This window comes from Prevotella melaninogenica, from assembly GCF_013267595.1.
GTDB lineage: Bacteria > Bacteroidota > Bacteroidia > Bacteroidales > Bacteroidaceae > Prevotella > Prevotella melaninogenica_D.
The window spans coordinates 972,220-998,326 of the sequence record NZ_CP054011.1 but is presented as its reverse complement, the minus strand read 5'-3'; the positions used below and the strand labels follow the sequence as shown (position 1 = coordinate 998,326).

The following is a 26,107-nucleotide window of genomic DNA, read 5'->3' as shown; positions in this document are numbered from 1 at the left end:
AACCAATAAGCTATTATTTGAAATGATTTGCTTATCTTTGCAGTTGAAATAAATACAAGCAAGTAAACTATGAGTGTATCTACAGGTAACAAAATCAACCAAATGCTCCAATTAGGACAAAAAAACGGATTGTTGTTTGCTCAATGGCTAACAGGACGAGGATATTCCAGTCAGCTATTGAAAAGATACCGCATATCGGGATGGTTAACACCTCTATGTAGAGGTGTAATGTACCGTACTGGGGATAACCTATCTGCCTATGGTGCATTGCAGTCGTTTAATGAACAGTTAGGAAAGAAGTTCCGTATAGCTGCTCATTCTGCATTAGAGTTATGGGGCTTCAATCATTATGTGCCAATGGGTAAGCCATTGCTAGTGATAACTGCTACCAATGAGAGAATGCCTCAATGGATGAAGCTTAACGTATTCGACCGTGATTTTCATTTTTTCAAAACAGACGCATTTATGCAAGCACAAATAACGACTTTGTCTTATTTAGATTGGAATTTACTCGCGTCTACTCCAGAACAGGCTTTTATGGAATGCTTGTTACTATCGCCGCGGCAATACAACTACATGGACTTGTACTATATAATGGAACAGCTAACAACATTGCGTTCAGAGGTTGTCCAATCGTTATTGGAAACAACCAAGAACTATAAGATGAAGCGCCTATTCTTATATATGGCAGAAAAAGCAAACCATTATTGGTTTGAAGAATTAGACTTATCTAGGATAGATTTGGGAACTACAAAATTGCAGTTGGTAAAGTCGGGGGTATATCTCAGTAAGTATAAAATGACAATCCCCAAAGAATTGAACGACTATGAATAATCATCAGTATAAAAGTCAAGTGGCACTATTGGTACGCATCATGCCCTTGGTTTATAGAATCAAAGATTTTGCCGTACATGGTGGTACGGCTATCAACTTGTTTCATCAGAACATGCCACGGTATTCTGTGGATATAGATCTTACCTATATTCCCTTGGAGGCACGTTCAACGAGCTTGGAACATATCAATCTGAATCTTCAAGACTTGAAAACGAGCATCGAACGAGCCGTACCGGGAATACATGTGGTACATAAAACTGATGTATGGAAACTGCAATGCACATACAATGGCACTACGGTGAAAATCGAAGTGAATGGCACCAAACGTGGCATACTTGGAGAAGCGGAAGTAATGAACCTCTGCCCAAAGGCGAAAGATGAGTTTCAAGCTAACTGTAAGGCACGCATCGTACCTTATCCACAACTATATGGAGGTAAGATAGCGGCTGCTCTCAGTCGCCAACACCCACGTGATTTGTTTGATTGCAAGTACATGAAAGACGAAACATTGGATGAAGTAAAAGACGGTTTGTTTCTGTGCTTACTGGGAAGCGACAAACCCATCATAGAATCACTTTGTCCTAATGACATTAATCAGGAGGAGGCTCTTGAACATCAGTTCAAAGGAATGACCGATATTCCTTTCACTTACAAGGATTATGAGTCCTCGCGTAACGACATTATCAGAAAGGTAAATGCCTGCCTTACCGATGAGGACAAAGACTTCATCATTTCTTTTGAAGAAGGCTCCCCGCAATGGGAACTATGTTGTGCTGGTGATTTGAGCAAATACCCATCCGTACAGTGGAAACTGCTCAATATCGAGAAACTAAAAAAGCAAAATCAAAAGAAGTTTCAAGAAGGAATTGATAAACTCAAAACTTTTTTTGAAAAAATGATGTAGGTATAATCCGAATATAAACACTACCTTTGCAACGTAAATAGTGCCGATAAGGACTTTTGTCGCTTTATTAGCACTCTAAAAAGGGGAAATGGGGCTGTGTACTTTGTCGATACAGTCCCTTTTCGGTGTATTAAAACTTCAAAATCTTATGGATCTCTGAATAGAGCATAATAAGAAAGAAGACTATCAGCTGCTTAAAAACAATTAATAGTCCTCTCTTTTAGTGGACTTGCGGAGAGTCGAACTCCGGTCCGCACAAGGAAACCATATGCTTTCTACATGCTTATTTCAGCCTTCTGTTTTCGAGTGTTGGCAAGACCTGAACCACCAACCAACACCTTATCCTCTAAATTTCATCTATGCATCGAGGCATACACAAACTATTTCCGATTTACCTGCACCGCTTGACCCTTAGATTCGGAACAACATCCTTGGAGCAGTGTCTCGTCGCATCACCTGGTGACGCAATAAAGCCAGTAATCTACTATGCTTCGATTAGGCAGCGAGAGCGTAATTGTTTTCGCCAATTAATTTTTTGACCACTCAGATTTAGGAGGTAGCCGTCGAGCCTCCGCATGCTTACATACCATCTCATCTTGCCGTCAAATCCATACAAGCCCTCGGTATGTTCTGCAAAGTTACATATTATTTCTGAATTTGCTGAATGAGATTCGATAATTTTGTTGCAAATTTATTCTTTTAGATTCAAAATCTTACTTTATGACGTACTATTGTCTCTTTTGCACTGTGTTCTGAAACTGTATCAGGAGGATTTTGCAAGTCTGATTTTGGGGAGAGTTCTTCATCTCCTTCTTTGTCCGCAGTAATCGTCAAAGTGATTTTTCTGTCCAGCTCTGCCGACTGCCCTTTGAGCGAGCGAAGTTCGTCCTCTTTCTTCCACGTCCCATTAGCAATAGCAGTGTAGATTTCCTTATTGGCAGCAACCTTCTCTTTCTCCTTTTCATGCGATTCTATCACCTTGGGGATTCGCCCCAGCGCACCCAAGAAGTTCTCACACGCAAGTTTCGGGTCCGTAGCCAACTTACCATTATTATAGGTATAGTAGATACTCTCCTGCCCCTTGACAAAGAAACGGTTCACGGAGCAGTCAAACAAATCTTTTGAGGTACTCTCCGTCTTCACCATAATGGAAAATCCATAAATCTCACCGATTTTATTGTACTCGCCCTTGGTGCGTGCCTTGTCGTTAATCTCCTGCAGACGTGCAGCAATGACTTTGATGTCCGTACTGTCCTCCACGCCTTTGATGACCAGTTTGTTGATGGGATTGCCCTCTGTATCACGTTCCACGCGCTTCTCAAAGCACGCCAAATCTTCCTTAGCTTCCTTAATCTTGTCTGAATGGAAAGACACGGAACTCTCAATCTCAGCCAACTTGCCCGTTGCGGCGTCACGTTCACGGAGGAAGTTTTTGCGCTCTGACTCCAAGGTGGTGATTTTCTTGTCAAGCCTTGCTTTTTCCAAAAGGTCGGTATTGCCCGAAAGTACTGCCACGTATTCAGAGAAGTTCATACCGCTGTCCTCGTCCATTGAACCCTCGTCAATGGTACGACTGCCGAGCGTATTCGTCTTCAGCTGATTGATGAAGAGTTGCTTGTTATGCAGAAGGTTGAATTTATAACTGTCCAAAGACCGTTCCACGGCATAGATAATCACGTCGACCTTGTTGTCTGCAAATTCTTTGGCTATCACATTGCCCATGCGCACGGCTCGCCCGTTACGTTGCTCCAAATCTGAAGGTCGCCAAGGCGTGTCCAAATGATGAATAGCCACCGCTCGCTGCTGGGCGTTGACACCCGTTCCAAGCATGGAAGTAGAACCGAAGATAATACGGATGTCGCCCCGATTCATGGCATCCACCATTGCTTTCTTTGCCTTCTCATTCTTGCATTCCTGAATGAAGCGTATCTCGTATGCTGGGATATGGTAGTCTTCCACCAACTTTCTTTTGATTTCCGAATAGATGTTGAAGTCTCCACCAGGCTTGTAAGTCCCCAAATCAGAGAAAACAAACTGCGTTCCTTTCTGTGCATCGTACTTCTGATAATAGTCATTCAAGAGTTTCGCACAATGACTTGCCTTGTTGTCAATATGATCTGAGTACGCATTTTCATCAATCATGCGTAAATCAAGGCTCATCTTACGGGCGTAATCAGTTGCAATCAGCATCTTTGCCTTTTCCTCCTTTTCGGTTAATGGCGCACGCCCTAAAAGGGTGGCATTGCCAGTTTTGGCAAACTCCATCAGTTTTCCAATAAACTCCTCCTGTTCGGGAGTTGGCGGTATGTTATGCAGTATCTCGTTCTTCTCAGGGCGGTCGATACCGATGTCCTTTGCTGTACGGAAGTCGCAAATTTCCGCATAGAACGAGGCAAGTTCCGGCACCTTAATAAAGGTTCTGAAGCGTTCCTTCTGAATAATCTCATTCGTGATGGAAAACTCATAGTCGGTGGACTTCTTGGCAAAGACCGCTGCCCATGCGTCAAAACTGTTGATTCCCTGCTTTTCCAAGGCTTGCGGGCGCAAGTATTTGAAGAGTAAGTATAATTCCGTCAGCGAATTACTGATAGTAGTTCCTGAAAGGAATGTTGCGCCCAAGTCCTTGCCTGACCGTTCCTGTATGGTGCGAATGGCAAAGAGCATATTGAGCGCACGCTGTGAGCCATCAGGATTGCCCAAGCCCGACACTCTATCGTGGCGAGTGTTGAACATCAAGTTCTTGAATTGATGACTTTCATCTACAAAAAGGTGGTCAATGCCCATCATCTTGAAGTCCACGGCATCGTCCTTGCGCTCGGCTATACTATCTTGAATGCCCTGCAACTTGGCTTTCAAAGTCTGCTTTCGCTTCTCTAAACCTTTGAGCATAGCACGGGAAATGTCCGCTCCCTGCATACGGAGTACTTCAAGGTTTTCCTCCACAGAATCTTTTTCTTTCTGCAAAATCGCTTCTTGTATCTCCAAAGCCTGCGGTATCATGCTAAACTGCTCATGCGTAAGGATAATGCAATCCCAATCGTTGTTCTTGATGTCATTGAAGATGCGCTGGCGATTTTGCTTACTGAAGTCGTTCTTTCCCGGATAGAGTATCTTGGCATTGGGATACGCCTTGCGAAAAGTATCGGCAATATCGAATACATTTGCCTTCAGTCCGATAATCATCGGCTTGTTGGCCAATCCCAACCGCTTCATCTCGTAGGCTGCCGTACACATGATAAGCGTCTTGCCCGCGCCTACTTCATGGTCACAGATACCTCCGCCATTGGTTTTGAGCATCCATACGGCATCTTTCTGACTCTTATAAAGGTCTGATATGCCCAATCTTTTAAGGTCAAGGTCGGGAAACGACTGGTGTGTACCGTCAAAATTGGGACGCACAAAGCAGTTGAAAAGACGATTGTAACGGTCAGAGAGCTGCTCTTTGAACGTGTCAGGTGTCTGTCCGAGCCAATCTACAAAGCCTTGTCTGATTTCCTCAATCTTGGCGTTCGCCATCTGTATGGCGTGCCCGTCCCGTACTTTAATGGTCTTGGTTTCTCCTGTGATCTTATCCGTCACCTCCTTACTCTTGTTGATGTCGGGAATGGTATTGTGAAGTGCGTGCTTCATCAGGTTGATGCCGTCATAACGGCGAAATTCTCCCTGTACGGCATACTTATGCCAGATATTGGCATTCTTTCGGTCGCAGACAATGCTGTACTCGTCCATGTTGGAATGGTAGGATACGCTAATATCCGTCCCGAAAAACTCCGAGGCAAACCTACCATAGACTTTAGCAGGTATCCAGCGTTCACCGAGATTGAAGTCCAAATCAGCAAAGGGAATGGGCGTTGGCGTGGCGGCACGCAGGGCAGTCAGACTCTGTTTCGCTTCCTCATGCTCTGGATGCTCCAAGAGCCACGACTCGATACGCTCCGCCTTTTCAATCACATTGCCTGAAATGAACTTGTCGGCTACCTCATAGCCGTCCTCTTCGGGATTAAAGAAGATGCGACCTTCCAAGGCGGAAAGCATATCACTCTCTTCCATATCGGGAAGCAGGGAGCTCATATAATCAAGTTCCACCGTACCGTACTTGTTGAGTGATGCGCCCAATGCCTCCATCGGGTCTGCGGCAATGGAAAGCTCGGAGGTGGAGAAAGCCGTCGGATGGTCGAAGATGTCCGCCTTGATGTATTTGCCGTTCTCGGAGCGTTCCAAAAACAGCATTTCCACTCCGGTGGCATCCATCTTGATGATATCGGTGTTTCCCTTCTGGTTAAAGTACCCCCAACGACCTACATAGCCGTCATAAAGCCGGTTGAGTTTCTCACGCTCTTCCTTGTCCTCCGCTTGGTTGTTCGCCTCATAATCATAGAGTCGGTGATAACTTTCTCTAATCTCAATGTATGCTTTCAGCCGTGAGAGCTGGGCAAAGGGCAAGTCCATCGGGTTGAAGGTAGGATGTCGTTTCAAGTCAGAGAGAAAACCGACCTGTCCTTTCTGCACGACAATAGAGCCGTCCCTCAGATGAGAGTCGGGCGATGAGAGAAAGGGACGCGGTGAAGCGTCAAACTCTTTCTTGACCTCTGCTATGGGCTGTGGCTTGCGAGGCTCGGCTTCCTCCATAAAGTCAAAGAGTGAGGGTTCTCTGACGGGAGTCGATGCAGTTTTCTTGTTTCTGCGGGGACTGGTGGGTGTACTTCTTGTCGGTTTAGACAGTCGGCTTGCAGAAAACGGTTGGTTATCGCTGACCTTCTTTTGTTGAGCAGCCTCTTTGATTTCATTATTTACACGGGCTACATCTTGTGTCCAAAGACTATACTCTTCTGGGACAAACAAGAGTTGCTCCGTTGTTTCTGTTTCGATGGTGCTGTCCATAATCGGATGATGGTCTTCATCAAAGAATACCGTCTGTCCGTTCATTTCACGTGGGGCTTCCACGTCCGTGCGAATTTCACGGCTTTCTTGTTCGTATTGTCTTTGAAGGGTGATTACGGGGACACCTTCGGGAGCAGGTTCGTTTTCAGGCTCTATTGTTGGAAGTACCTGTGCAGCTTGTGCTTCTTTTTTTGTCTCTGCTTCGTCTCTTGCTCCATCTCTTGCTTCATCTCCCACTATCTTATTACCTTCTTCGATATTCTCTTGGGGTTGAGTGCCTTCCTGCACGGGTCTCAGAACTTCCTGACGGCTTTCATCCTTGCCTTCCTCAATGATAGGTTCTTTGGTGTATTGTCCTCTGACAATCTCTTCCAGTTCCGCAATCTCGTGCAACTTTGTGGGTTTGAAGTATAAGTCCCGCTCAATACCCAAGCCTTTGACCTTTACTTCCTCCATTTCTTTAAGGGACATATACCCAAGTTCCCAGCCGTAGCCCATCGTAACGGCTCCGAAGCCGATGCGTTCCTTGGGGTCGTATTCCAGCATATAGGCTGTATAGGCTCCCATTGGGAAGAAATAGCGAGCGTAGGCAATGCGGTCGCCGATGAGCTGCTTTTCCGTTGCATAGAGTTTGGGAAGTTGCTTCTTAGTGCTGTCGGGCATCAAATTGTAAGCATTTTCTTCTTCTTTTTCATTTTCCTTATCCTCTTTCTTTTCCTCCTTATCCTTGATTTCCTGTTCTTGAGGTATTCCTTCCGTTTTTATGTTTTCTTGTACTTTTTGCACCATCTTGTCCACGTGTACCTGCCATTCCTCCTCGGTCATGGGTATGCCGGTTTCATAGAGTTTACGATCGAAACGCTGCTCTACTTCCAAAGAGAGCTGTGTACGCAGGCTGTCAGCCATATCCTCGATACTGCCGTCAAACGTATATTCCCAAGCAGGCTTACCGTAAGGGTCTGTACCCATTTGTCTGTCTGTGGCAATCGTACGGTGGGAAATATCCTTCCATTCGCCCTCGAAGAGTGAGTTGTGGTTGAACGCAATAGAAAAGCCGTCGCCTTTAGGAACAGAGGCGGTTTGTACAAACTGCTGTTCGATGCCCTCACCAATTTCCTTGCCCGACTGTTTTTGCAGGACAATGAGGTCGCTGCCCACATCCGTACCTGCATTCTCGGAGAACATACCCGAAGGCAAACGGATAGCGGAGATAAGTCGGCTGTTCTGCATGAGGTAACGGCGGATAGCTTCATTCTTGGGGCTGTCCAATACGCCCTGCGAGGTAATAAATGCAAGAAGTCCGCCTTCTTTGATAGTGTCTAGCCCTTTCACAAAGAAATAATTGTGAATGGTTCTGGTGGATTCCCGTTTAAGGATATTCTCCCCCTTGCTATAACTACGGTCATAGACCATAAAGTCACCAAAGGGGATGTTGCTGGTGATAAGGTCGTATTTGTCCTTCCCTTCCAGTTCCCCGATGGCTTCAAAGGGTTCTTGCCGAACAAAGATATTGTCCTTACCATAAGGATGAAGGGCTTGTGTGATGCGTGCCGTCAGCAGGTCTTTTTCCATAGCATCGACCATACCGGCACTTTTGGCAAAGGTTTCGGTAAAGGCTCCCATACCTGCGGAAGGGTCCAGGCATCGTCTTACTTGCACATCGGTGGCACTTAGGGCATCGGCAATGGCGGAGACGATACGGGTGTCGGTATAGAAAGAGGTCAGTACGCTTGCCTTGATGCTCTCCCAATAGCGTTTGGCGGTGTTGGCATCGACGGCATCACGGTAAATCATCTGTTTGAGCCTTTGGGTAGGCGCAAACAGGTTTTGCTCCGATGCGCTCCAATAGCGGAGGTCATCGGGATTATCACAACGGTTCAAGACGCATTTCAGACCACCGAAACCTTGATAGCCTCTAAGCAAGACTTTCTCGGCTTCGGTGGCTTCGCGGCGTTCTTTCTCTAATCGGAGGATTACACGGATGGCTTCCGTGTTGCCCTCCAAGACAGCTTTCTTATTGTATGCCATAGTTTTTCTGTTTTAAGATGGAGAGAGAATATTAGTCGGGAGGTCATTTCTGACGTATAGTTCTTTTTACTATCTCCCAACTAATTTATTTCCTCTCCGAGCTTGTGATAACTATCTCCCTCGTGCTTTTCCTTTCTTACCCTCAAACTCAAAGGAGGTGGTATGATCTTCCCCCAGAACAAGACGAGCGTTGAACTTCTTGCCAGCCTTGCTCGTCAAGCCTTTAAGGATGGACGTTCGCCCTGTGGTTATCAAATCACGGATATTGTCTTCGGAAAGGAACGTGCCGCAGACTTCACGGAAGATGTGGAAGTCGCATCCCTCGTGCCTGCATTTGGCAATCTTGGCGTAGATGCCCACACTTTCGTTGCCACATTTGGGGCAGCGGTAGGTGGGATAGGATTTCTGCACCTGTGGAGCAAGGGCAAGGAGTTCCTCGCAAATAGTCTCCACGTAGGAGTTGATGCCTTGCGCGAATTTCTCGGGCGGCATCTGTCCTGCTTCGATGGCGGCAAGGGTCAGTTCCCACGAGCCTGTCATCTCTGCATTGGCAATTCGTTTGTCCTTGACAATCTCATAGACTGCCAAGCCTTTCTCTGTCGGGACTACCGTTTTCTTTTCTCTTCGGATATAGTCTCGCAGGATAAGTGTCTCGATGATGTTGGCGCGGGTGGCAGGTGTACCGATGCCACATTCTGCCATTGCTTTTTTGCTTTCTGCATCTGCGACCTCTTTGCCAGCATTCTCCATCGCGGAAAGCAAGGTTGCTTCAGTATAAAGCGGCTTTGGCTTGGTCTTGTACTCGGCAACCTCTGAAGATAGCAGCGGTAACATCTCGTTTTCTGTTAGGGTGGGTAGGACGGATAAAGTCTGTTCTTCATCCTCCTTACCTTTTTCATCGTTCGTGCCGGTACTGTGCTGTACGGTTTTCCAACCCAAGGCGATACTTCGGCACGCCTTCCAAATGTAGGTGTTTGTACCGTCGGTCAGTTCCACCTGCATCCGCTCTTCCTCTGAGTCGGGAGAAAAGGCTTCGATAAAACGATGGACTACCATTTGGTAGATGGCTGTTTCATCTGCTGATAGTCCCGATGGAGTTTCACCCGTAGGGATGATGGCATGGTGGTCGGTTACCTTGTCGTTGTCCACAGAGTGGCGGTTAAGTGGGAAAGAGAATCTTTGTCCTATCTTGCCAAGCAAGACGGGTATTTCCTCGAAGACGTCTTCGCTGATGTATCGGCTGCCTGTGCGGGGATAGGTCGTGATTTTCTTCTCATAGAGGCTCTGAGCTATTGAGAGGGTTTTATCTGCTGAAAAGCCGTGCTTTCGGTTGGCTTCCTTTTGTAGGGCGGTGAGGTCGTACAAGAGGGGTGGCGACGTATGTCCCACCTTTCTTGCGACCGAAGTCACGGTAAGCCGGCTCTGTTCGCGAAGCATGGCGAGAGCGGACTGTGCATCGGCTTCATTGTCAAATGCACTACTGCTCACGGCTTTCAGAGATATGCCCTCTTTCTCTCCTGCTACGGAGAGTTTCCAATAAGGGACGGAAGAAAAATCGCGATTTTCTATGTGCCGACGGCAAACCATAGCGAGTGTCGGGGTCTGTACCCTTCCCAAAGAGTAACCGCCTTTGCGAGCGATGGACAGGGCACGGCTGGCATTGATGCCCACGAGCCAGTCGGCTTCGCTTCTCGCCTTAGCGGAGTGATAGAGATTGTCATACGCACTTCCTGCTTTGAGATGAGCAAGCCCATCACGGATGGCTTTGTCCGTAAGCGAGGAAATCCAAAGTCTTTCAAAAGGCTTGTGGCAGTTCAAATGGTGATAGATATAGCGAAAGATAAGTTCACCTTCTCGCCCTGCATCGGTAGCTACGATGATGCGGTCTGCACTGTCGAAGCAACCACGAATGGCTTTGAGCTGCTTGAGTGCTGCGGGGTCTGATGTGTACTCCTTATCCTTGCGTACTTGACGAACGATAAGTTGGAAGGGATTGGGACGGATGGGCAGGTCTTCGGCTTTATAGGCTGCAAAACCGTAGGCTTCGGGCATGGCAAGGGTAATGAGGTGTCCTATTGCCCAAGTAACAAGATAGCCGTTACCTTCCAAGTATCCGTCCTGCTTGCCATTTGCCCCTACGATACGGGCTATATCTCTGGCTACCGAGGGTTTCTCGGCAATAATACAAGTAATCATAGTTAGGTTTGGTTTTAAGGGTTACATCTTACGTCCACGGCGCTGCTGTTTCTTCTCGTCCTGCTTCTGCTTTTGGGCGGCAGTGGGCTGTGTCTGCCCGGACTTTAAGGGCTCGTTCACGTTCTTGGTGGCTTCGTTGGTCTTGCCTTGGTTGTTCACTGCAACCTGTGTTTTGTGTTCTTCGGCTACGGCTACCACCTTTTCCTTGCCGGTTTCCTGCTTCTTGTCAGGGTTCCACTTGTAGAAACGTGGGCGGTTCTGTTCCTTGTCCATCTTGACATAGGCATTAAAAGGTTGCCCTTCCTTGTCCACCATATTCTTCAGATAAAGCGTGCGACCGCTGTCTAATGCTTCACGCTGCTTGTCGGAGAGTTCCAAACCACAGAGCTTGCGTGGTGCGCCTTGTTGCTGCGTGTGCTGCTGTCGCTCCTTCAAGCCTTGCTTGTTCTCGAAGATAAACTCGATGCCTTTCTTCTCAGCATTGACTTGCAGAGTGGCATTGAAGGACTTACCACTCTTGGCGGTCATTCCTTCCACTTTCACGGCTTTGCCCTCTACAAGGCCTTTGTACTGCGCATCAGAAAGTGTAACACCCTTGATTTCTTTTGGGATATTCACACGGTCGGCACGCAGGGCAATAAGTTCATTGGTCTGTGGGTCTATGGAAACGTATGCGGCAAATGGGTCACCATTCTTGGGCGTAATCTCGATGGTCTTGCCAAGGTTGCCCGTTGCAAGGAGTAGTTCTTTCTCTTCATTAGAGAACTTGTGTCCCATATAGGGGAAGTCGAGCTGTGGCTCCTTGCGAAGCGGGTGAACTGCCAATCCGATGTTACCCTCGCCATCTGTACGGAATGCCAAACGGGCATCGGTGTAGATGGTGGTATCACCAATAGGTATGGCTATCGTTATAAGATTGCTCTTCTGCCAGCCAAGCATCTTTACCAATTCTCCGCTCTGCTCCAACCGCTCACGGGTAAGTCCTAGGTTGTCGAGCTGCTTCCAATCAATCTTCGACTCGTCAATGGCAGTGGCATTCTTCTGCTTGGGCAAGAAATCATCAAAGCGCACCTGACTGTCTGCCAACTGCTGCTTGTTCTCAGGCTTCTCACGGTTCTGAAGCATGGTGTGGAGCGATGCTACACCTTGCTCCACATTGTTAGCCACTACCTTGTAGAGTCCGAAACGGGATGGTTCGTTGAACTGTTTGAGGAAATTGGTCATGAAGTTCTTCAGCAAGCCGTCTTTGTTGTTGAATTTCAAAAAGGCTGCCTGATGCACGTCCTTGGCTTCGGTTGTTTGGAGTTTGCCCTTATCGTCAATACCTGAAACTACGGAGAGCTTACCCGTTTCGTTTGCATTCTTCACTTCCGTGCGGTCTTCCAATACCAGCACATAGTTGTCATTGTTGTTCGATTCCATAAATCATTGTTTTTAAGATGAATAAATCATTATCGAACAGCAAAATTAAAGCAATAATATTATAGATTTTGAATTAAAGAAAAGGAGGGAACTCGTGAGAAAAGAAAGGAAATCTCCCATTATTGAGTGATGCATTTTATAAGAAATCACTATTTTTGGGTATTGTGGAGAAATGTCATTATTTCTAACTTTGCAACATCTAAAAAAAGTTTATGACAAAGGATAAATATCATATACAAAGAGTTTCTGAATTGAAACAGCATAGAAGCGCATCATTCATCATAGAATGGTGCGCTTTTTTTGTGAACAAAACAGAAAAACGTCCGTTAATAAAATAGCGATGAAAATATTAAAAGAAGAAATAAGAAGCCGAATTGTCATGGCTGCTCGCAATGAGTTTATTAAAAATGGCTTTAAAAAAACGTCGATGCGCACGATTTCTGCAAAGTCAGGAATTGTCTTAGGTAATATCTACAATTATTTTAAGACAAAAGATGATATTTTTTATGCTGTTCTCAAACCTTTACTTGCCGTCTTACATGAAAGAATGGCTTCCTATCACATAGAAAAAGACAAAATAGACAAAGTTGGTTTCTCGATGCAAGGCCAAAAAGATTTGCTAAGAGAAACGCTTAAAATAATTTTCTTGTATAAAGAAGAATTAAAGTTGTTGCTCTTTGAGTCAAAAGACACTTCTTTGGAAGTTTTCCGTGAGAATTTTATCGACGAACAAGTAGCAATAAGTAAAGAATATATTGACCACATGCAAAAAGTATATCCACAACTTCAAACAAATGTTTCACCACTATTCTTTCGGATTTCCTCTTTTATATGGGTAACAATTATAGAAGAAATTGTTTCAAATGCAGAAATCGGCAAGGAAGAGGCAAAACAGACTTTGTCTGAATATATACGCTATAACACGACAGGATGGCAAGCACTCATTAACCAATAAGATTATGAACAGATTATTCATCGTAGCGATATTGTGTTTATGTCCAACGATTTTGGCTGCTCAAAATACATTAAGTGGGAAAGTCATGGATAAGGATACAAAACTTCCCATATCTGGGGCATACATATCAATCAAAAATACAAAAAAGAAAACAGTTTCTGACAAGACAGGCAATTATCAAATTGACATACCCTCAAATGGAACATATATTGTTGAGGTTTCATTTGTTGGATATAAACGAGTAAGGCAAGTCATTGTGTTAAACGGCAATATCACAAAAGACTTTTTCTTAGAATCATCAGCGAACGTCCTTAGCGAAGTTGTGGTTAGGGGGTCTTCCCAGCAGGCAGAAATAAACCGTATTCGGCAAAGTCCTATGGCAGTAACAGTTGTAGACGGAGAAAAGTTACGGGGACGTTCAAGCGGTATAGAAGAAATTCTCACAAGAACGTCTGGCATTAAAGTGAGAAAAACTGGCGGATTAGGAAGTGCATCTCGCATATCTGTGCATGGGTTGGAGGGAAAGCGAGTCGCAGTCTATATCAATGGATTTCCTTTAAATAGCCCTGATGGTTCTTTCGATATTAATGATATTCCGATTGATGTCATCAAGTACATAGAAGTGTACAAGGGTATCGTTCCTGCCGAATATGGAGGCGACGGATTGGGAGGAGCTATCAACATTGTGACCAGAGAAGATGAATGTGATTTAGTTGGATTCACACAAGAATTGGCTTCATTTGGAACATTCAAGACACTTGCAAGTGCCCAGAAACTTTTTGCAAAACCTGGAATATTGTTCAATGTTGCTTTCTTCAAGAACAAGTCCAAGAACAATTATATGATGTCATGGCCAGTGTTTGAGACTAATCTACCTGCTTCTGAATACAGAAAGGTGAGACGAAACAATGACTACTATGACGCAGACTTCTATCATGTGGGCATAGGATTTAGGAAACTATACTTCGACAAACTGGATCTGGAATGTGCCTTTTACAGAAACAAGAAAGGTATACAGTCTCTTAACTTTGACTCGAGACATGCCTATACGAAAAGTCTTAATATCATGCCTACTTTGGACTTGGAGAAAAATAATTTTATCTTCAAGGGGTTGGATATGAGAAATACACTTGTTGCTCCCATCATACGTTCGAACATGACGGATACCGCAACAACAAAGACGCAATGGGATGGAACTGTCACACAAGCTATTGGGGAAACAGAGGACAACCTATTCAACGAATCGCATAACCGACAATTTGAGTTGCGAAACAAATTAAACTTGAAATATATGCTTGGACGACATTCTTTCAACCTGAACGACCAATTCGTACTCTCAGACTATAGGCCCAAGGATGAACGTATGAATGAATATCTTGGCTTTGATCCCAGTTCGTTTCCCAGCAAGATGATTTCAAACAACATCGGGTTCAGTCATTTGTACGTATCTTCCGATAATCGCTTTCAAAACTCCTTGACAATGAGCATCTATTATCTCAAGTCAAAGATTTTCAGAACAAGCGATGCTCTGTCAAAAGACCATGCGGAGGATGTGGCAGCTCCCAAGCAGACAAGCGTGAACAAAACATATTACGGGTTTAGTGAGGGGGTAAGCTATGAGTTTTGGAAAGGTGTGAGGGGGAAAATCTCGTTTTCACACAATGTAAGGATTCCAGATACGGGAGAGTTGTTTGGTAATGGGATAAGTATAAAGCCATCAGTAAACCTTCAGCCAGAAGTTGGGAATAATCTGAATGTAGGTATTATCATAGATCGAAGAAATCTGTGTGGACTTACTCGTGTGCAATGGGAAACAAACTTTTATTATATGTATATGAAGAATATGATAAGACTTTTCCCTGCAGATACTCGTTCCATATATACAAATTTAGGAAAGACGAGCACGCTTGGGTTCGATACAGACATAAAGGTGGATGTGACTCCCAACATCTATGCTTACTTTAATCTTACATTGCAGGACATTCGAGACCGACAAAAATGGTTAAACGATGAGAAGGGAACAGATAACCCAACGTATGACAAGCATGTGCCCAACATACCTTCATTCTATTACAATTATGGTATGGAATACCACGTTGAAGGTTTGCTAGGAAAGAAGGAATTGTCCAGAGTTTATGTAGACGTTTCCCATGTCGGAGAATTTGATTGGGGATGGCAAATGAGTACACTGCCCGACCAGCGCAAGAAATGGCTCATCCCCTCCAATGATGTGTTTACCATAGGTCTTCAACAGTCCTTTTGGCACAACAACATTTCACTGAGTTTTGAGGTTGAGAATATCTTTGATAAAGAAAACTACATGGAATTCAAAATGCCACTGCAAGGGCGTACTTTTAAAATGAAATTGCGTTTTAATCTGTTCCGAGATAAAGTCTCCGGGGGAGCTATGAGTATGTAAATTCTTATTATTATTTTTAATATTTAATTCAAAATGAAACATTATTTCTTAGTTGCAGCCGTAGCGCTGCTTGTATCAACAGGTCTTTCCTCATGTGGAAAAGACTCACCAGATGTTCCTCCAATGCCTCCGACAAAGACAGAATCGGGATTTGTACACAGCGTGAATATAGGAGAGAACACTTATGTCAGCCTGTTTAAGGACTTGACTGTCGGCTCACTTAACACGGACAATGCGTTAGTGTTAGCCAAAGGTGCATTTACCTTTGTACATAAAGGTAAGGTGTATGTAACTGACACTGAACACCTCTATAAATATACGCCTAAGGATGGCAAACTTGTTCAGGAAGGGCAGACCATGGTGTTTCCAAGTGGCGCAAAGGCTACATACATTACGTTCGTATCCGAGAAGAAAGCCTATGTTTCTTGCCTTGGATTAGGAAAGGTCTGGATAATAGACCCTGTTTCTATGACGAAGACAGGAGAGATAGATTTATCTGACTATTCTTTGGGGAAGTCGGCTGGAGACAACAATCCTGAGCCATGTGCCTCTATCATCAGGGACGGCATCTTATACGTTACCCTCTGCCAGTTGAAGTCTGCCTACTCATGCGAGGAGGGAGCATACATAGCCTTGATAGATACCAAGACCGATAAGCCCATCAAAATGATTAGTGACCCTCGTGCCACAATGTCCTCATGTATGACTCCTGCTGGGGATCCATTCGTGGACGAGAAGGGTGACCTCTACTTCTATTGCGTTGCCATGTTTGGATATCAGCCTGGAGTCAAGGAAGGATTCCTGCGAATTAAGAAAGGAGAACAGAACTTTGATAAATCATATTGTTTCACTCTTGCAGATGTAAAGTTAGAAGGAGTCAAGGGAAACAAAACATCGTATGCATATAATAAGGTGTATGGTGGAAACGGAAAGGTTTACGGATATCTTAATATTCCCGGAGCCGCAAGCAATCCACCAGACTACGTTCATGACAAATCATTCCAGGCCTTTGAGATTAATCTCTACAATAAGACTTGCAAAAAGATGGATTTTGCAGGAACTACAGGCTGGGCGGCATCTATTTGCAAATCAAATAATGATATTATCTTCGGCATGGCGACTGACCAAGGTGTGGGCTACTCTGTCTATCATATGAATGATGGAAGCTATGAAAATGTAAAAGTAAAAACTTCTGGAGCACCATATATGATTAGTAGTCTGAAATAATATGAATTTCCTTGTCGAAAGTAAAATATTTCGACAAGGAAATTGTTCTCCTATCCATAAAAAAATAACAGGATGAGAATCTTTTGTTTTTTGACACTTTATTTATAGAGGATACAAAATGAAGAAAAAAATATTAGATATCATCGCCGTCTCAAGTATCATAAGTGGTGCGTTTATTACAATATTTGATAATATCCTCCAGATAAGGTATGGGTATATTATCATGCCTTCAATACAAGATACAATAACCATAAGCAAGATATAGAATAATCAATGCCAGAAAGACTGTATTATGCAATTACCTATCCAACTTTGAAATCTTACCAACGCATCCATATGAGATTATGCCCTTGTCGCTTTAATCAATTGAATGATGCGTTTTCGCAAGAAATCACTATATTTGGGTATTGTATGGAAATAGCATTCTTTCTATCTTTGCAGTATCTAAAAAAGTTTATGACAAAGGATAAATACCACATACAAAGGGTTTCAATATTGAAACAACAAAGTAGCGCATCATTCATCATAGAATGGTGCGCTTTTTTTGTGAACAAATTAGAACCATGTTCATTATTCATCTTTGACTATGCAGACATTGAAGACAGACATAAAGCAACGCATATTGCAAGTTGCCCATAGAGAGTTTATCAAAAATGGTGTGCAGCGTACGTGCATTAGAAACGTGGCGCGTAAGGCTGGCGTGACTGTGGGAAACCTGTATCATTATTTTGACAGTAAGGATACACTATTTTGTGCGGTATTGCAGCCATTGCTCACCGCGCTTGACCGCTATATCCTCTCGCATAATGATGAGGAATTTCTCTCGCTCGACGTGTTCGATTTGCGGCAACAGCAAATCAATCACATCATGGCGATGCTCACTCTTGTCAAACAGTTCCGCCCCGAACTGCGGCTGTTACTCTTCAATGCTGAGGGAACTTCGTTGGAGGGATATAAGAACAAAATCATCGACTACCAGATGAAGGTCGGTATGGAATACCTCCGGCTGATGAAGGAACGATACCCGCACATCAACACCAACATCTCCCCGTTTCTGATTCACCTCACCAGTTCGGCTTGGACGACACTCTTCTGCGAATTGGTGGAACACGAGGAATATAGTGAGGAGGAAGTCAAACAAGCACTCATGCAATATATCACCTTTGGAACGGCAGGCTGGAAAGAGCTGATGAAACCATAGGATAACATTCAAAAAACAATAATGATATGTTCAAAACACTCAAACGATTAGGAGCTTACATGGGAGGGCGCAAGTGGTTGCTGCCCTGCTCCGTCGGGCTGTCGGCAATCAACGGACTGCTCTCGCTCGTCCCGTTCGTTCTTTTGTGGCTCGTGGTGCGTGCGCTGCTCACCGCAGAGGGCAACCTTGCCGACGCACCCGTATGGGATTATGCCCTTGCCGCCTTCATCGTGTCGGTGGCAAACGTGCTGCTCTACTTTGCCGCACTCATGTTCTCACATCTCGCCGCGTTCCGTGTAGAGACCAACATGCGCCGCAGGGCAATGCAACGGCTCATGCGCGTACCGCTGGGATTTTTCGATACGCAGAACACAGGACGCATGCGCAAAATCATTGACGAGGACTCAGCGCAGACCCACACCTTCGTGGCGCACATCCTGCCCGATGTGGCGGGGAGCATCGTCGCCCCCGTTGGCGTCATCGTTCTGCTACTGACAGTGGACTGGCAATTGGGCTTGGCGGCTATGTTGCCAATCATCTGTGCCTTCGGCATCATGGGCTATATGATGAACCCGAGAAACAACAACTTCCAAAAGCAATATCTCGATGCGCAGGAGAAGATGAGCGGCGAGGCTGTGGAGTATGTACGCGGCATCCCGGTGGTGAAGGTTTTCCAGCAGACCGTCTTCTCGTTCAAGCGGTTCCACGACAGCATCATCCGCTATCGTGACCTTGTCATTCTGTACACGCTGTTGTGGCGTTCGCCGATGTCGGCATATACAGTTGCCATCAATGCCTTTGCCTTCTTCCTCGTGCCGGTGGGCATCATCCTGATCGGGCACGGGGGAAGTGTGGCGGTGGTCATTGCCGACCTCTTTCTCTTTGTTGTCATTACACCGGTCATCGCAACCAATGTGATGAAGATGATGTATCTCAGTCAGAATCTTTTCTTGGCAAACGAGGCTGTCGATAGATTGGAGAAACTGACCGATGCCTCCCCGCTGCCCGAAAGCGACAATATCCGGAAGCCACAAGCCTGCGACATACGCTTTGAAAATGTCTCGTTCAGATATGAAGGCACAGAAAAGGATGCCCTCTGTCACGTCAATCTCACCATTCCCGAAGGCCGGACAGTGGCGCTTGTGGGAGCTTCCGGCAGTGGAAAGACAACGATGGCACGGCTCATTCCCCGTTTCTGGGACGTGCGTGAGGGCAGCGTGAGCATCGGCGGGGTGGATGTCCGACAGATGGACAAGTCGGAGCTGATGCGCAGCGTGTCTTTCGTATTCCAGAACACTCACCTGTTCAAAACTTCACTAATAGAGAACCTGCGTTACGGCAATCCCGAAGCAACGGCAGAACAGATAGACCGGGCGATAGACCTCTCGCAAAGCCGTGAAATCATCGACCGTCTGCCCCGAGGTTTGGAAACCGTCATTGGAGCGGAGGGCACGTATCTTTCCGGTGGCGAACAGCAGCGCATTGTCCTCGCGCGTGCCATTCTGAAAGACGCGCCCATCGTGGTGCTCGACGAGGCTACCGCCTTTGCCGACCCGGAGAACGAGCATCTCATCCGAAAGGCACTGGTACATCTCACCAACGGGAAGACCGTCCTCATGATTGCCCACCGCCTGACCACCGTGCAGGATGCCGACAACATCGTGGTGCTGGACAATGGACAGATTGCCGAACAGGGTACGCACAAGGAACTGATGGCTAAGCGGGGACACTATTATAATATGTGGAACGAATACCAGAAAGCAGTGGCATGGAAACTATAAACATTCTAAGGAGACACCCATATGATTAAATATTTTCAAAACCGTTTCGCCCTTTCGGAAAAAGGAGCAAAGGACTTGCGGAGGGGGATAGCTTTCTCAACGCTGCTCAACCTTGCGCTGATGTTGCCGCCATCCTATCTGTTCCTGTTCCTCATGGAATACTTGGAAGCCGATTCCCGCATCGGTCAGCACACCTTGTGGTTTTACGTGTTGTTGGCAGTTGTGCTGATGTGCGTGATGTTCTTCATCAGCCGATGGCAGTATGACAGCACCTATACCACCATTTACAACGAGAGCGCGCAGCGTCGCATCGGTCTTGCGGAGAAACTGCGCCGCCTGCCGTTAGCATTTTTCGGAGAGCGGAACCTGTCAGACCTGACTTCTACCATTATGGAAGACTGCACCTCGTTGGAGCAAATCTTCTCGCATGCTGTTCCCCAATTGTTCGCGTCGGTGCTGAGCATGCTTATCATTGCCGTAAGCCTGTTCTTCTATGACTGGCGACTGGCTGCCGCCCTTTTCTGGGTGGTGCCGCTGGCGTTGGCAACTCTGCTCTTAGCAAGACGTATGATGGACAGATCTTTCAAGCAGAATTACCGCGTCAAGCGCAGCGTAACCGAACAGGTGCAGGAGGGGCTGGAGTGTATTCAAGAAATCAAGTCGTACAATGGCGAAGCGGAATACAACCGCAGCTTTGACAACCGTTTGAAAGCCTATGAGAAGGAATTGGTCAATGGTGAGTTGGTGGCAGGTTCGTTTGTCAATCTCTCTGCCATGCTTCTGAAATTAGGTATGCCCACCGTCATTGTCGCAGGCGCATGGATGCTACAGCATGGGGACGTGTCTATTTTCGTCTATCTGGCATTTCTCCTTATTTCAGCCATGGTTTATAATCCCATTCAGGATGTGTGCAACAATCTTGCCATCCTCGCTTTTCTCGACGTGCGCATCAATCGCATGAAAGAAATGGAGGCTATGCCGGAACAGAAAGGAAACAAGGATGTGGCGATGGACAATTACGACATCGAGTTCCGCAATGTGAGCTTTGCCTACGAGACCGAAAAACAGGTATTGCACAATGTTTCCTTTACAGCAAAGCAGGGAGAAGTGACGGCACTCGTCGGTCCGTCGGGAGGCGGAAAGAGCACCACCGCCAAACTCGCCGCACGCTTCTGGGACATTGACGGCGGAAAGATTCTATTAGGCGGAAACGACATCGCCCACATCGACCCGGAGACACTGCTCCGCAACTATGCCGTGGTGTTTCAGGACGTGCTGCTCTTCAACGCCTCTGTCGCCGACAACATCCGCATCGGCAAGCGTGACGCCACCGATGAGGAAGTGCGGTGTGTGGCACGGCTGGCACAATGTGATGATTTCATCAGCCGTATGCCGAATGGATACAACACCATTATCGGCGAGAACGGCGAAACCCTTTCTGGCGGTGAGCGGCAGCGTATCTCCATTGCCCGTGCGCTTCTGAAAGACGCTCCCGTCATTCTCTTGGACGAAGCTACCGCCAGCCTTGATGCCGAGAACGAGACGAAGATTCAGGCAGGCATCTCAGAATTGGTGCAGGGTAAGACCGTCATCATCATCGCCCACCGCATGCGCACCGTCCGCAATGCCGATCACATCGTGGTGCTTGGAGGCGGAACAGTCATCGAGCAGGGTGCGCCCGAAGACCTCATGGCTAAAGGTGGAGAATTTGCGCGGATGGTAAAACTTCAACAGGAAAACAATAATGAAAAATAAATAGCAATGAAAATCGAAAACATTAACCGTAAATTCAGGCAGTTGTCGGTGTGGATATTACGCCACCGACTGTTGGTAATGGGGCTGTTTGCCCTGCTTATCGCTTTCTCATTCGTGGGTACAAAGCGAATCGTCATGAAAACATCGTTCGACGACTATTTCGTGAGCGATGACCCGATGCTGCTCAAGACAAACGAGTTTAAGTCCATCTTCGGAAACGACTACTACGTGGCGGTATTAGTGAAGAACAAGGACGTCTTCTCCAAGCGCAGCCTGACACTTATCCGTGAGTTGAGCGAGGAGCTGAAGGACAGCCTGTCGTATGCCGACAAGGTTACATCGCTCACCGACCTTGAATTCACCGTCGGCACCGAGGAGGGAATGACCATAGAGCAGATTGTGCCCGACGATATTCCCTCGGACGTAGCCTCACTGAAAGAAATCAGACGCAAGGCATACAGCAAGCCCTATCTCTCAAAGAAACTGGTGTCGAAGGACGGCACGATGACATGGATCATGGTGAAACTGCGTCCCTTCCCGGAGGACAGCGTGTGGAAGAAGACGAGCGATATTGCCCCGGATATGCTCACGGGCAAAGAAGCCGGACACATCATCGGCAAGGCGAAATACGCAGAACTGTCGCCTGCTGCTGCGGGAATGCCCTACTTGAGCTACGAAAAAGTGGTTTATCTGAAACATGAAATGGGGCGGCTGTTCCTCATAGCTTTCCTTGTTTCCATTGTGGTGATGATTGTCGTAACCCGTTCATTGCGGGGAGTCATCGCCCCGTTGCTCACGTCGGTGTTTGGTCTTCTGATAAGTTTTGGTGTGATAGGCTGGACCGGACTGTATATAGATATGACTACCGCCATGATAGCGGTCATACTGGCCTTTGCCTGTTCCATTGCCTACAACATTCACCTGTACAACTTCTTCAAGACACGGTTTGTGGAAACGGGCAGGCGCAAGGCTTCCATCACCGATGCTGTAGGCGAGACCGGATGGGGTGTTTTGTTGTCAGGATTGACTACCATAGCGGCTATGATGACTTTCCTATCCATGAAGATAGTCCCCATGCAGGCTATCGGCGTGAACACCTCGCTGTGCCTGCTTTCGGTATTGATTACCTGTCTGATTGTTACCCCTGTAATACTCTCATTCGGAAAAGACCGCAAGCCAAGCATAGACGTATCTAAGAGTCTCGAAGGATACGTCGGCGGACGGTTTGAGCAGTTTGGTAGTTTCGTCCTGCGTCGCCACCGCCCGATATTCATTGTCTCGGTAGCCATCACGCTTTTTTGCGGCATCGGCATGTTCTCCATTGAACCGGCATTCGACATTGAGAAGACTATGGGACGGAAGGTGGAATATGTAAAGAAATTCCTCGACCTCTGCGACACGGAATTAGGAAGCATGTACTCCTACGACCTGATGATTACACTGCCGCATGCCGACGACGCGAAGAAGCCCGAAAACCTGAAACGACTCGACCGACTGGCAACCATCACGGAAAGCTATCCGCTGACCAAGCGGCACAATTCTGTCACGGACATTGTGAAGGACATGAACTGCACGCTCAACGGCAACAATCTGAAGGAATACCGCATTCCCGACAATGCCGACATGGTGGCTCAGCTCTTGCTACTCTATGAGAATGCCGGAGGTACGGAGTCGGAATACTGGATGGACTATGACTATCAGCGGCTGCGCCTGCAAATCGAGTTGAAGAGCTACAACTCCAACGAGGCGGAAAAAGAAATGGATCTGCTCCAAACCGAAGCGCGCAGGCTCTTTCCCGGCGCACATGTATCGGTAGTGGGCAATATACCGCAGTTTACGGTGATGCAGCAGTATGTGGAGCGTGGACAGATGTGGTCGATGCTGCTCTCGGTGCTGGTCATTGGCGTGATACTCATACTCCTGTTCAGAAGTTGGAAAGTGGGACTGGTGGGAATGATACCGAACATTGCCCCCGCCATTATCGTGGGGGGAATGATGGGCTGGCTGGGCTATCCGCTCGACATGATGACAGCCTCGCTCATTCCTATGGTTTTGGGTATTGCCGTCGATGACACCATCCACTTCATCAACCATTGCCATGTGGCGTATAATCGTTATAATGACTATAACATGGCTATCCGCAAGACTTTCCGCACGGAGGGACTGGCCATCGTGATGTCAACGGTCATCATCTCGGCTACATTTGCCGGCTTCATGTCGTCGGACGCCACGCAGACGAAAAACTGGGGCTTGCTGGCTGTAGCAGGTATGGTGTCGGCATTGTTGGCAGACTTGTTCCTCACGCCGATACTTTTCAAATATTTGCGGGTGTTCGGAAAGGAAAAAGGTTCAAAAACAAATAGTTAAACAAACAAGTAAGGTTAAAATATTCAATCATAAAATATAAAGAAAATGAAAACAAGACATTTTATTTTATCCCTTATTGCCTTGATGACAATGAGTGTTGCACAAGCAGCTGGTCTCACCGGAAGAGACATTATGCAAAAAGTAAAGAACCGTGCCGATGGCGATACACGCTATGCCACCGTGGAAATGACACTTATTCAAAAAAGTGGGCATAAGCGTGTGCGAAAAATTGAATCGTGGGCAATGGACGAAGGTAAGGACACAAAGAAAATCATGTTCTTCACCTATCCCGGCGACGTGAAGGGCACGGGATTTCTCACTTGGGACTATGACAATCCCGGCAAGACAGACGACAAATGGCTCTATCTCCCTGCCATGAAAAAGACAAGGCGCATTAGTGGAAAGTCATCGAAGACCGATTACTTCATGGGCAGCGATTTTACATACGACGACATGAGTACACGCAGCGTGGACGAGGAAACACACACGCTGCTGCGTGAGGAAGTGGTAAGCGGACACAAATGCTGGGTGGTGCAGTCCGTGCCTAAGGACAAGGGAGAAATATACTCAAAGCGCATCACATGGATCAGGCAGGACTGTCTGATGGCAATCAAGGCGGATTACTACGATAAGCTCAATAAACTGCATCGCAGCCTTACCATCTCAAATATTGACAAGGTACAGGGATTCTGGACGATGCACCTCATGCAGATGGAGAATGTACAGACGGGGCATAAGACCATCATCAAGATGGACAATCAGAGGTTCAACGTCAAGATTGCGCCCAATCTCTTCACTGTCTCCAAACTGGAAAAAGGACTCTGATCATGAAAATACTGCGATTATGGACGCTGTTGCTTGTGCCGATGTTCTCGGCACAGGCATTTGCCCAGATTGATACGCTGACGGTGGAGAATGATTCTGCCGATGCGGAATATATGCAAGAGGAAGAAACGGATGACAACGCCTTGCGTGTTCAGGTAAGAGGTTTCCTCGACACATACCATGCCGTCAGGACAGGAGGCAGGAACGAGTGGATGGCTTCGAGAACCCGTGCGCGCGGAGAGGTGAAACTTGAAAAAGGAGCAGCTTCCCTTTTTGTTTCCATGAACGCCACCTACAACGGCATACTGAAAGACCGCACGGGACTGGAACTGCGTGAGGCATATCTTGCATACACCAAAGGAAACCTTGACCTTCGGGTGGGGCGGCAGATTGTGGTATGGGGAGTGGCAGACGCATTGCGCGTTACGGACTGCGTGTCGCCGTTCGACTATACCGAGTTCCTTGCGCAGGACTACGATGACATTCGTATGCCCGTCAATGCCCTGCGTGCAAAATACACATGGCATTCGGTAACATTCGAGGCGATATGTAATCCCGTGGCGGATTTCTTCATCCTTCCCACCGACCGACGCAATCCGTGGGCACTGACTCTGCCGTCAGCCCCTCTTCCCTATACCATAGATTTGGAAAGTGGAAAACCGGAGAAAAGACTTAGGAATATGGAGTACGGCGGGCGGATAACGACCAATCTCAGCGGGATAGATTTCTCCCTGAGCGCCCTGCGGACATGGAACAAGACGCCCGCTCTTTCCCTTGCTGTGTCCAACGATGGAAAGTCGCTTTTAGCCAAAGGGGAATACCGCCGGATGACGATGCTCGGAGCCGACTGCTCTCTGCCTGTCGGACAGTTTGTCCTTCGCAGCGAGGCTGCTTGCTATTTCGATGAGGCGCAAAGCAGAGGTGTAGGAAAAGATGTGGTATGCCGAAATACGTACAATATCCTTGCCGGTGTGGACTGGTATCCGGGCAACGATTGGAACTTCAGCGCGCAATACTGCCATAAATATACGGCAGGGAACCTTGACGGTCTTTCCGTTTATCGCAATGCCGGACTTGCCACGGCAAGAATATCGAAAGAACTACTGCGGAATATGCTGAAACTTTCAACATTCGCCTATATAGATGTAGCCAATGGCGGCGTTTTCAACCGTTTCTCTGCATCCTACGCCTTGAACGACCAAATCGAACTCACTGCCGGATACGATTTCTTCCATGCCGACAAAGGCAAGTTTCAGATGTATGACCGAAACTCTGAAATATGGGCAAAGATGAAATATAGTTTTTGAATGAC

At 46.6% G+C, this 26,107-nt stretch carries 14 protein-coding genes and 1 other RNA gene; 11 read left to right on the top strand and 4 right to left on the bottom strand.

What is annotated here, in order from left to right:
* The first annotated feature begins 69 nt into the window (after nucleotides 1-69).
* Together FIU21_RS09350 and FIU21_RS09345 are read left to right on the top strand one after the other, a co-directional pair.
* Nucleotides 70-834, top strand: a complete 765-nt coding sequence (locus tag FIU21_RS09350; protein ID WP_004360031.1) for a type IV toxin-antitoxin system AbiEi family antitoxin domain-containing protein — start codon at nucleotides 70-72, stop codon at nucleotides 832-834.
* Nucleotides 827-1,738, top strand: a complete 912-nt coding sequence (locus tag FIU21_RS09345) for a nucleotidyl transferase AbiEii/AbiGii toxin family protein (RefSeq protein ID WP_004360032.1) — start codon at nucleotides 827-829, stop codon at nucleotides 1,736-1,738. The genes FIU21_RS09350 and FIU21_RS09345 overlap by 8 nt, the downstream gene beginning before the upstream one ends.
* A gap of 221 nt (nucleotides 1,739-1,959) precedes the next feature.
* Here the strand turns inward: FIU21_RS09345 and ssrA are convergent.
* The 4 genes from ssrA to FIU21_RS09325 form a co-directional block, all read right to left on the bottom strand.
* Nucleotides 1,960-2,358, bottom strand: a transfer-messenger RNA (tmRNA) gene (gene ssrA, locus FIU21_RS09340).
* An 85-nt stretch (nucleotides 2,359-2,443) separates the two neighbouring features.
* Nucleotides 2,444-8,647 (bottom strand): helicase-like domain-containing protein, encoded by a 6,204-nt coding sequence (locus FIU21_RS09335; protein ID WP_004360033.1) that lies wholly within the window; start codon nucleotides 8,645-8,647, stop codon nucleotides 2,444-2,446.
* A gap of 111 nt (nucleotides 8,648-8,758) precedes the next feature.
* On the bottom strand, nucleotides 8,759-10,843 hold the full coding sequence (locus tag FIU21_RS09330; RefSeq protein WP_004360034.1) for a type IA DNA topoisomerase: 2,085 nt from the start codon (nucleotides 10,841-10,843) through the stop codon (nucleotides 8,759-8,761).
* 21 nt (nucleotides 10,844-10,864) lie between these two features.
* Complete coding sequence (locus FIU21_RS09325) at nucleotides 10,865-12,265, bottom strand: DUF3945 domain-containing protein (protein ID WP_004360035.1); 1,401 nt, start codon at nucleotides 12,263-12,265, stop codon at nucleotides 10,865-10,867.
* A 340-nt stretch (nucleotides 12,266-12,605) separates the two neighbouring features.
* On the opposite strand from FIU21_RS09325, the gene FIU21_RS09320 reads away from it, so the two are divergent.
* From FIU21_RS09320 to FIU21_RS09280, 9 genes are all read left to right on the top strand, one after another.
* A complete protein-coding gene (locus FIU21_RS09320; protein ID WP_004360037.1) occupies nucleotides 12,606-13,220 on the top strand; it encodes a TetR/AcrR family transcriptional regulator in 615 nt (204 codons plus the stop codon).
* A gap of 4 nt (nucleotides 13,221-13,224) precedes the next feature.
* The gene (locus FIU21_RS09315; protein ID WP_004360038.1) at nucleotides 13,225-15,639 is read left to right on the top strand and encodes a TonB-dependent receptor; all 2,415 of its coding nucleotides are present in this window, start codon (nucleotides 13,225-13,227) and stop codon (nucleotides 15,637-15,639) included.
* Between the two features lie 33 nt (nucleotides 15,640-15,672).
* Nucleotides 15,673-16,866, top strand: a complete 1,194-nt coding sequence (locus FIU21_RS09310) for a YncE family protein (protein WP_004360039.1) — start codon at nucleotides 15,673-15,675, stop codon at nucleotides 16,864-16,866.
* A 586-nt stretch (nucleotides 16,867-17,452) separates the two neighbouring features.
* Nucleotides 17,453-18,067 (top strand): TetR/AcrR family transcriptional regulator, encoded by a 615-nt coding sequence (locus FIU21_RS09305; protein ID WP_036886161.1) that lies wholly within the window; start codon nucleotides 17,453-17,455, stop codon nucleotides 18,065-18,067.
* A gap of 26 nt (nucleotides 18,068-18,093) precedes the next feature.
* On the top strand, nucleotides 18,094-19,848 hold the full coding sequence (locus FIU21_RS09300; protein ID WP_004360041.1) for an ABC transporter ATP-binding protein: 1,755 nt from the start codon (nucleotides 18,094-18,096) through the stop codon (nucleotides 19,846-19,848).
* Between the two features lie 21 nt (nucleotides 19,849-19,869).
* Nucleotides 19,870-21,603, top strand: a complete 1,734-nt coding sequence (locus tag FIU21_RS09295) for an ABC transporter ATP-binding protein (protein WP_004360042.1) — start codon at nucleotides 19,870-19,872, stop codon at nucleotides 21,601-21,603.
* 6 nt (nucleotides 21,604-21,609) lie between these two features.
* On the top strand, nucleotides 21,610-23,970 hold the full coding sequence (locus FIU21_RS09290) for an efflux RND transporter permease subunit (RefSeq protein ID WP_004360043.1): 2,361 nt from the start codon (nucleotides 21,610-21,612) through the stop codon (nucleotides 23,968-23,970).
* 45 nt (nucleotides 23,971-24,015) lie between these two features.
* A complete protein-coding gene (locus FIU21_RS09285) occupies nucleotides 24,016-24,795 on the top strand; it encodes an outer membrane lipoprotein-sorting protein (protein WP_004360044.1) in 780 nt (259 codons plus the stop codon).
* A gap of 2 nt (nucleotides 24,796-24,797) precedes the next feature.
* Nucleotides 24,798-26,102 carry a DUF1302 family protein gene (locus FIU21_RS09280; RefSeq protein WP_004362762.1) on the top strand — a complete coding sequence of 435 codons (1,305 nt, stop codon included), beginning with the start codon at nucleotides 24,798-24,800 and terminating at the stop codon, nucleotides 26,100-26,102.
* Nucleotides 26,103-26,107 lie beyond the last annotated feature (5 nt).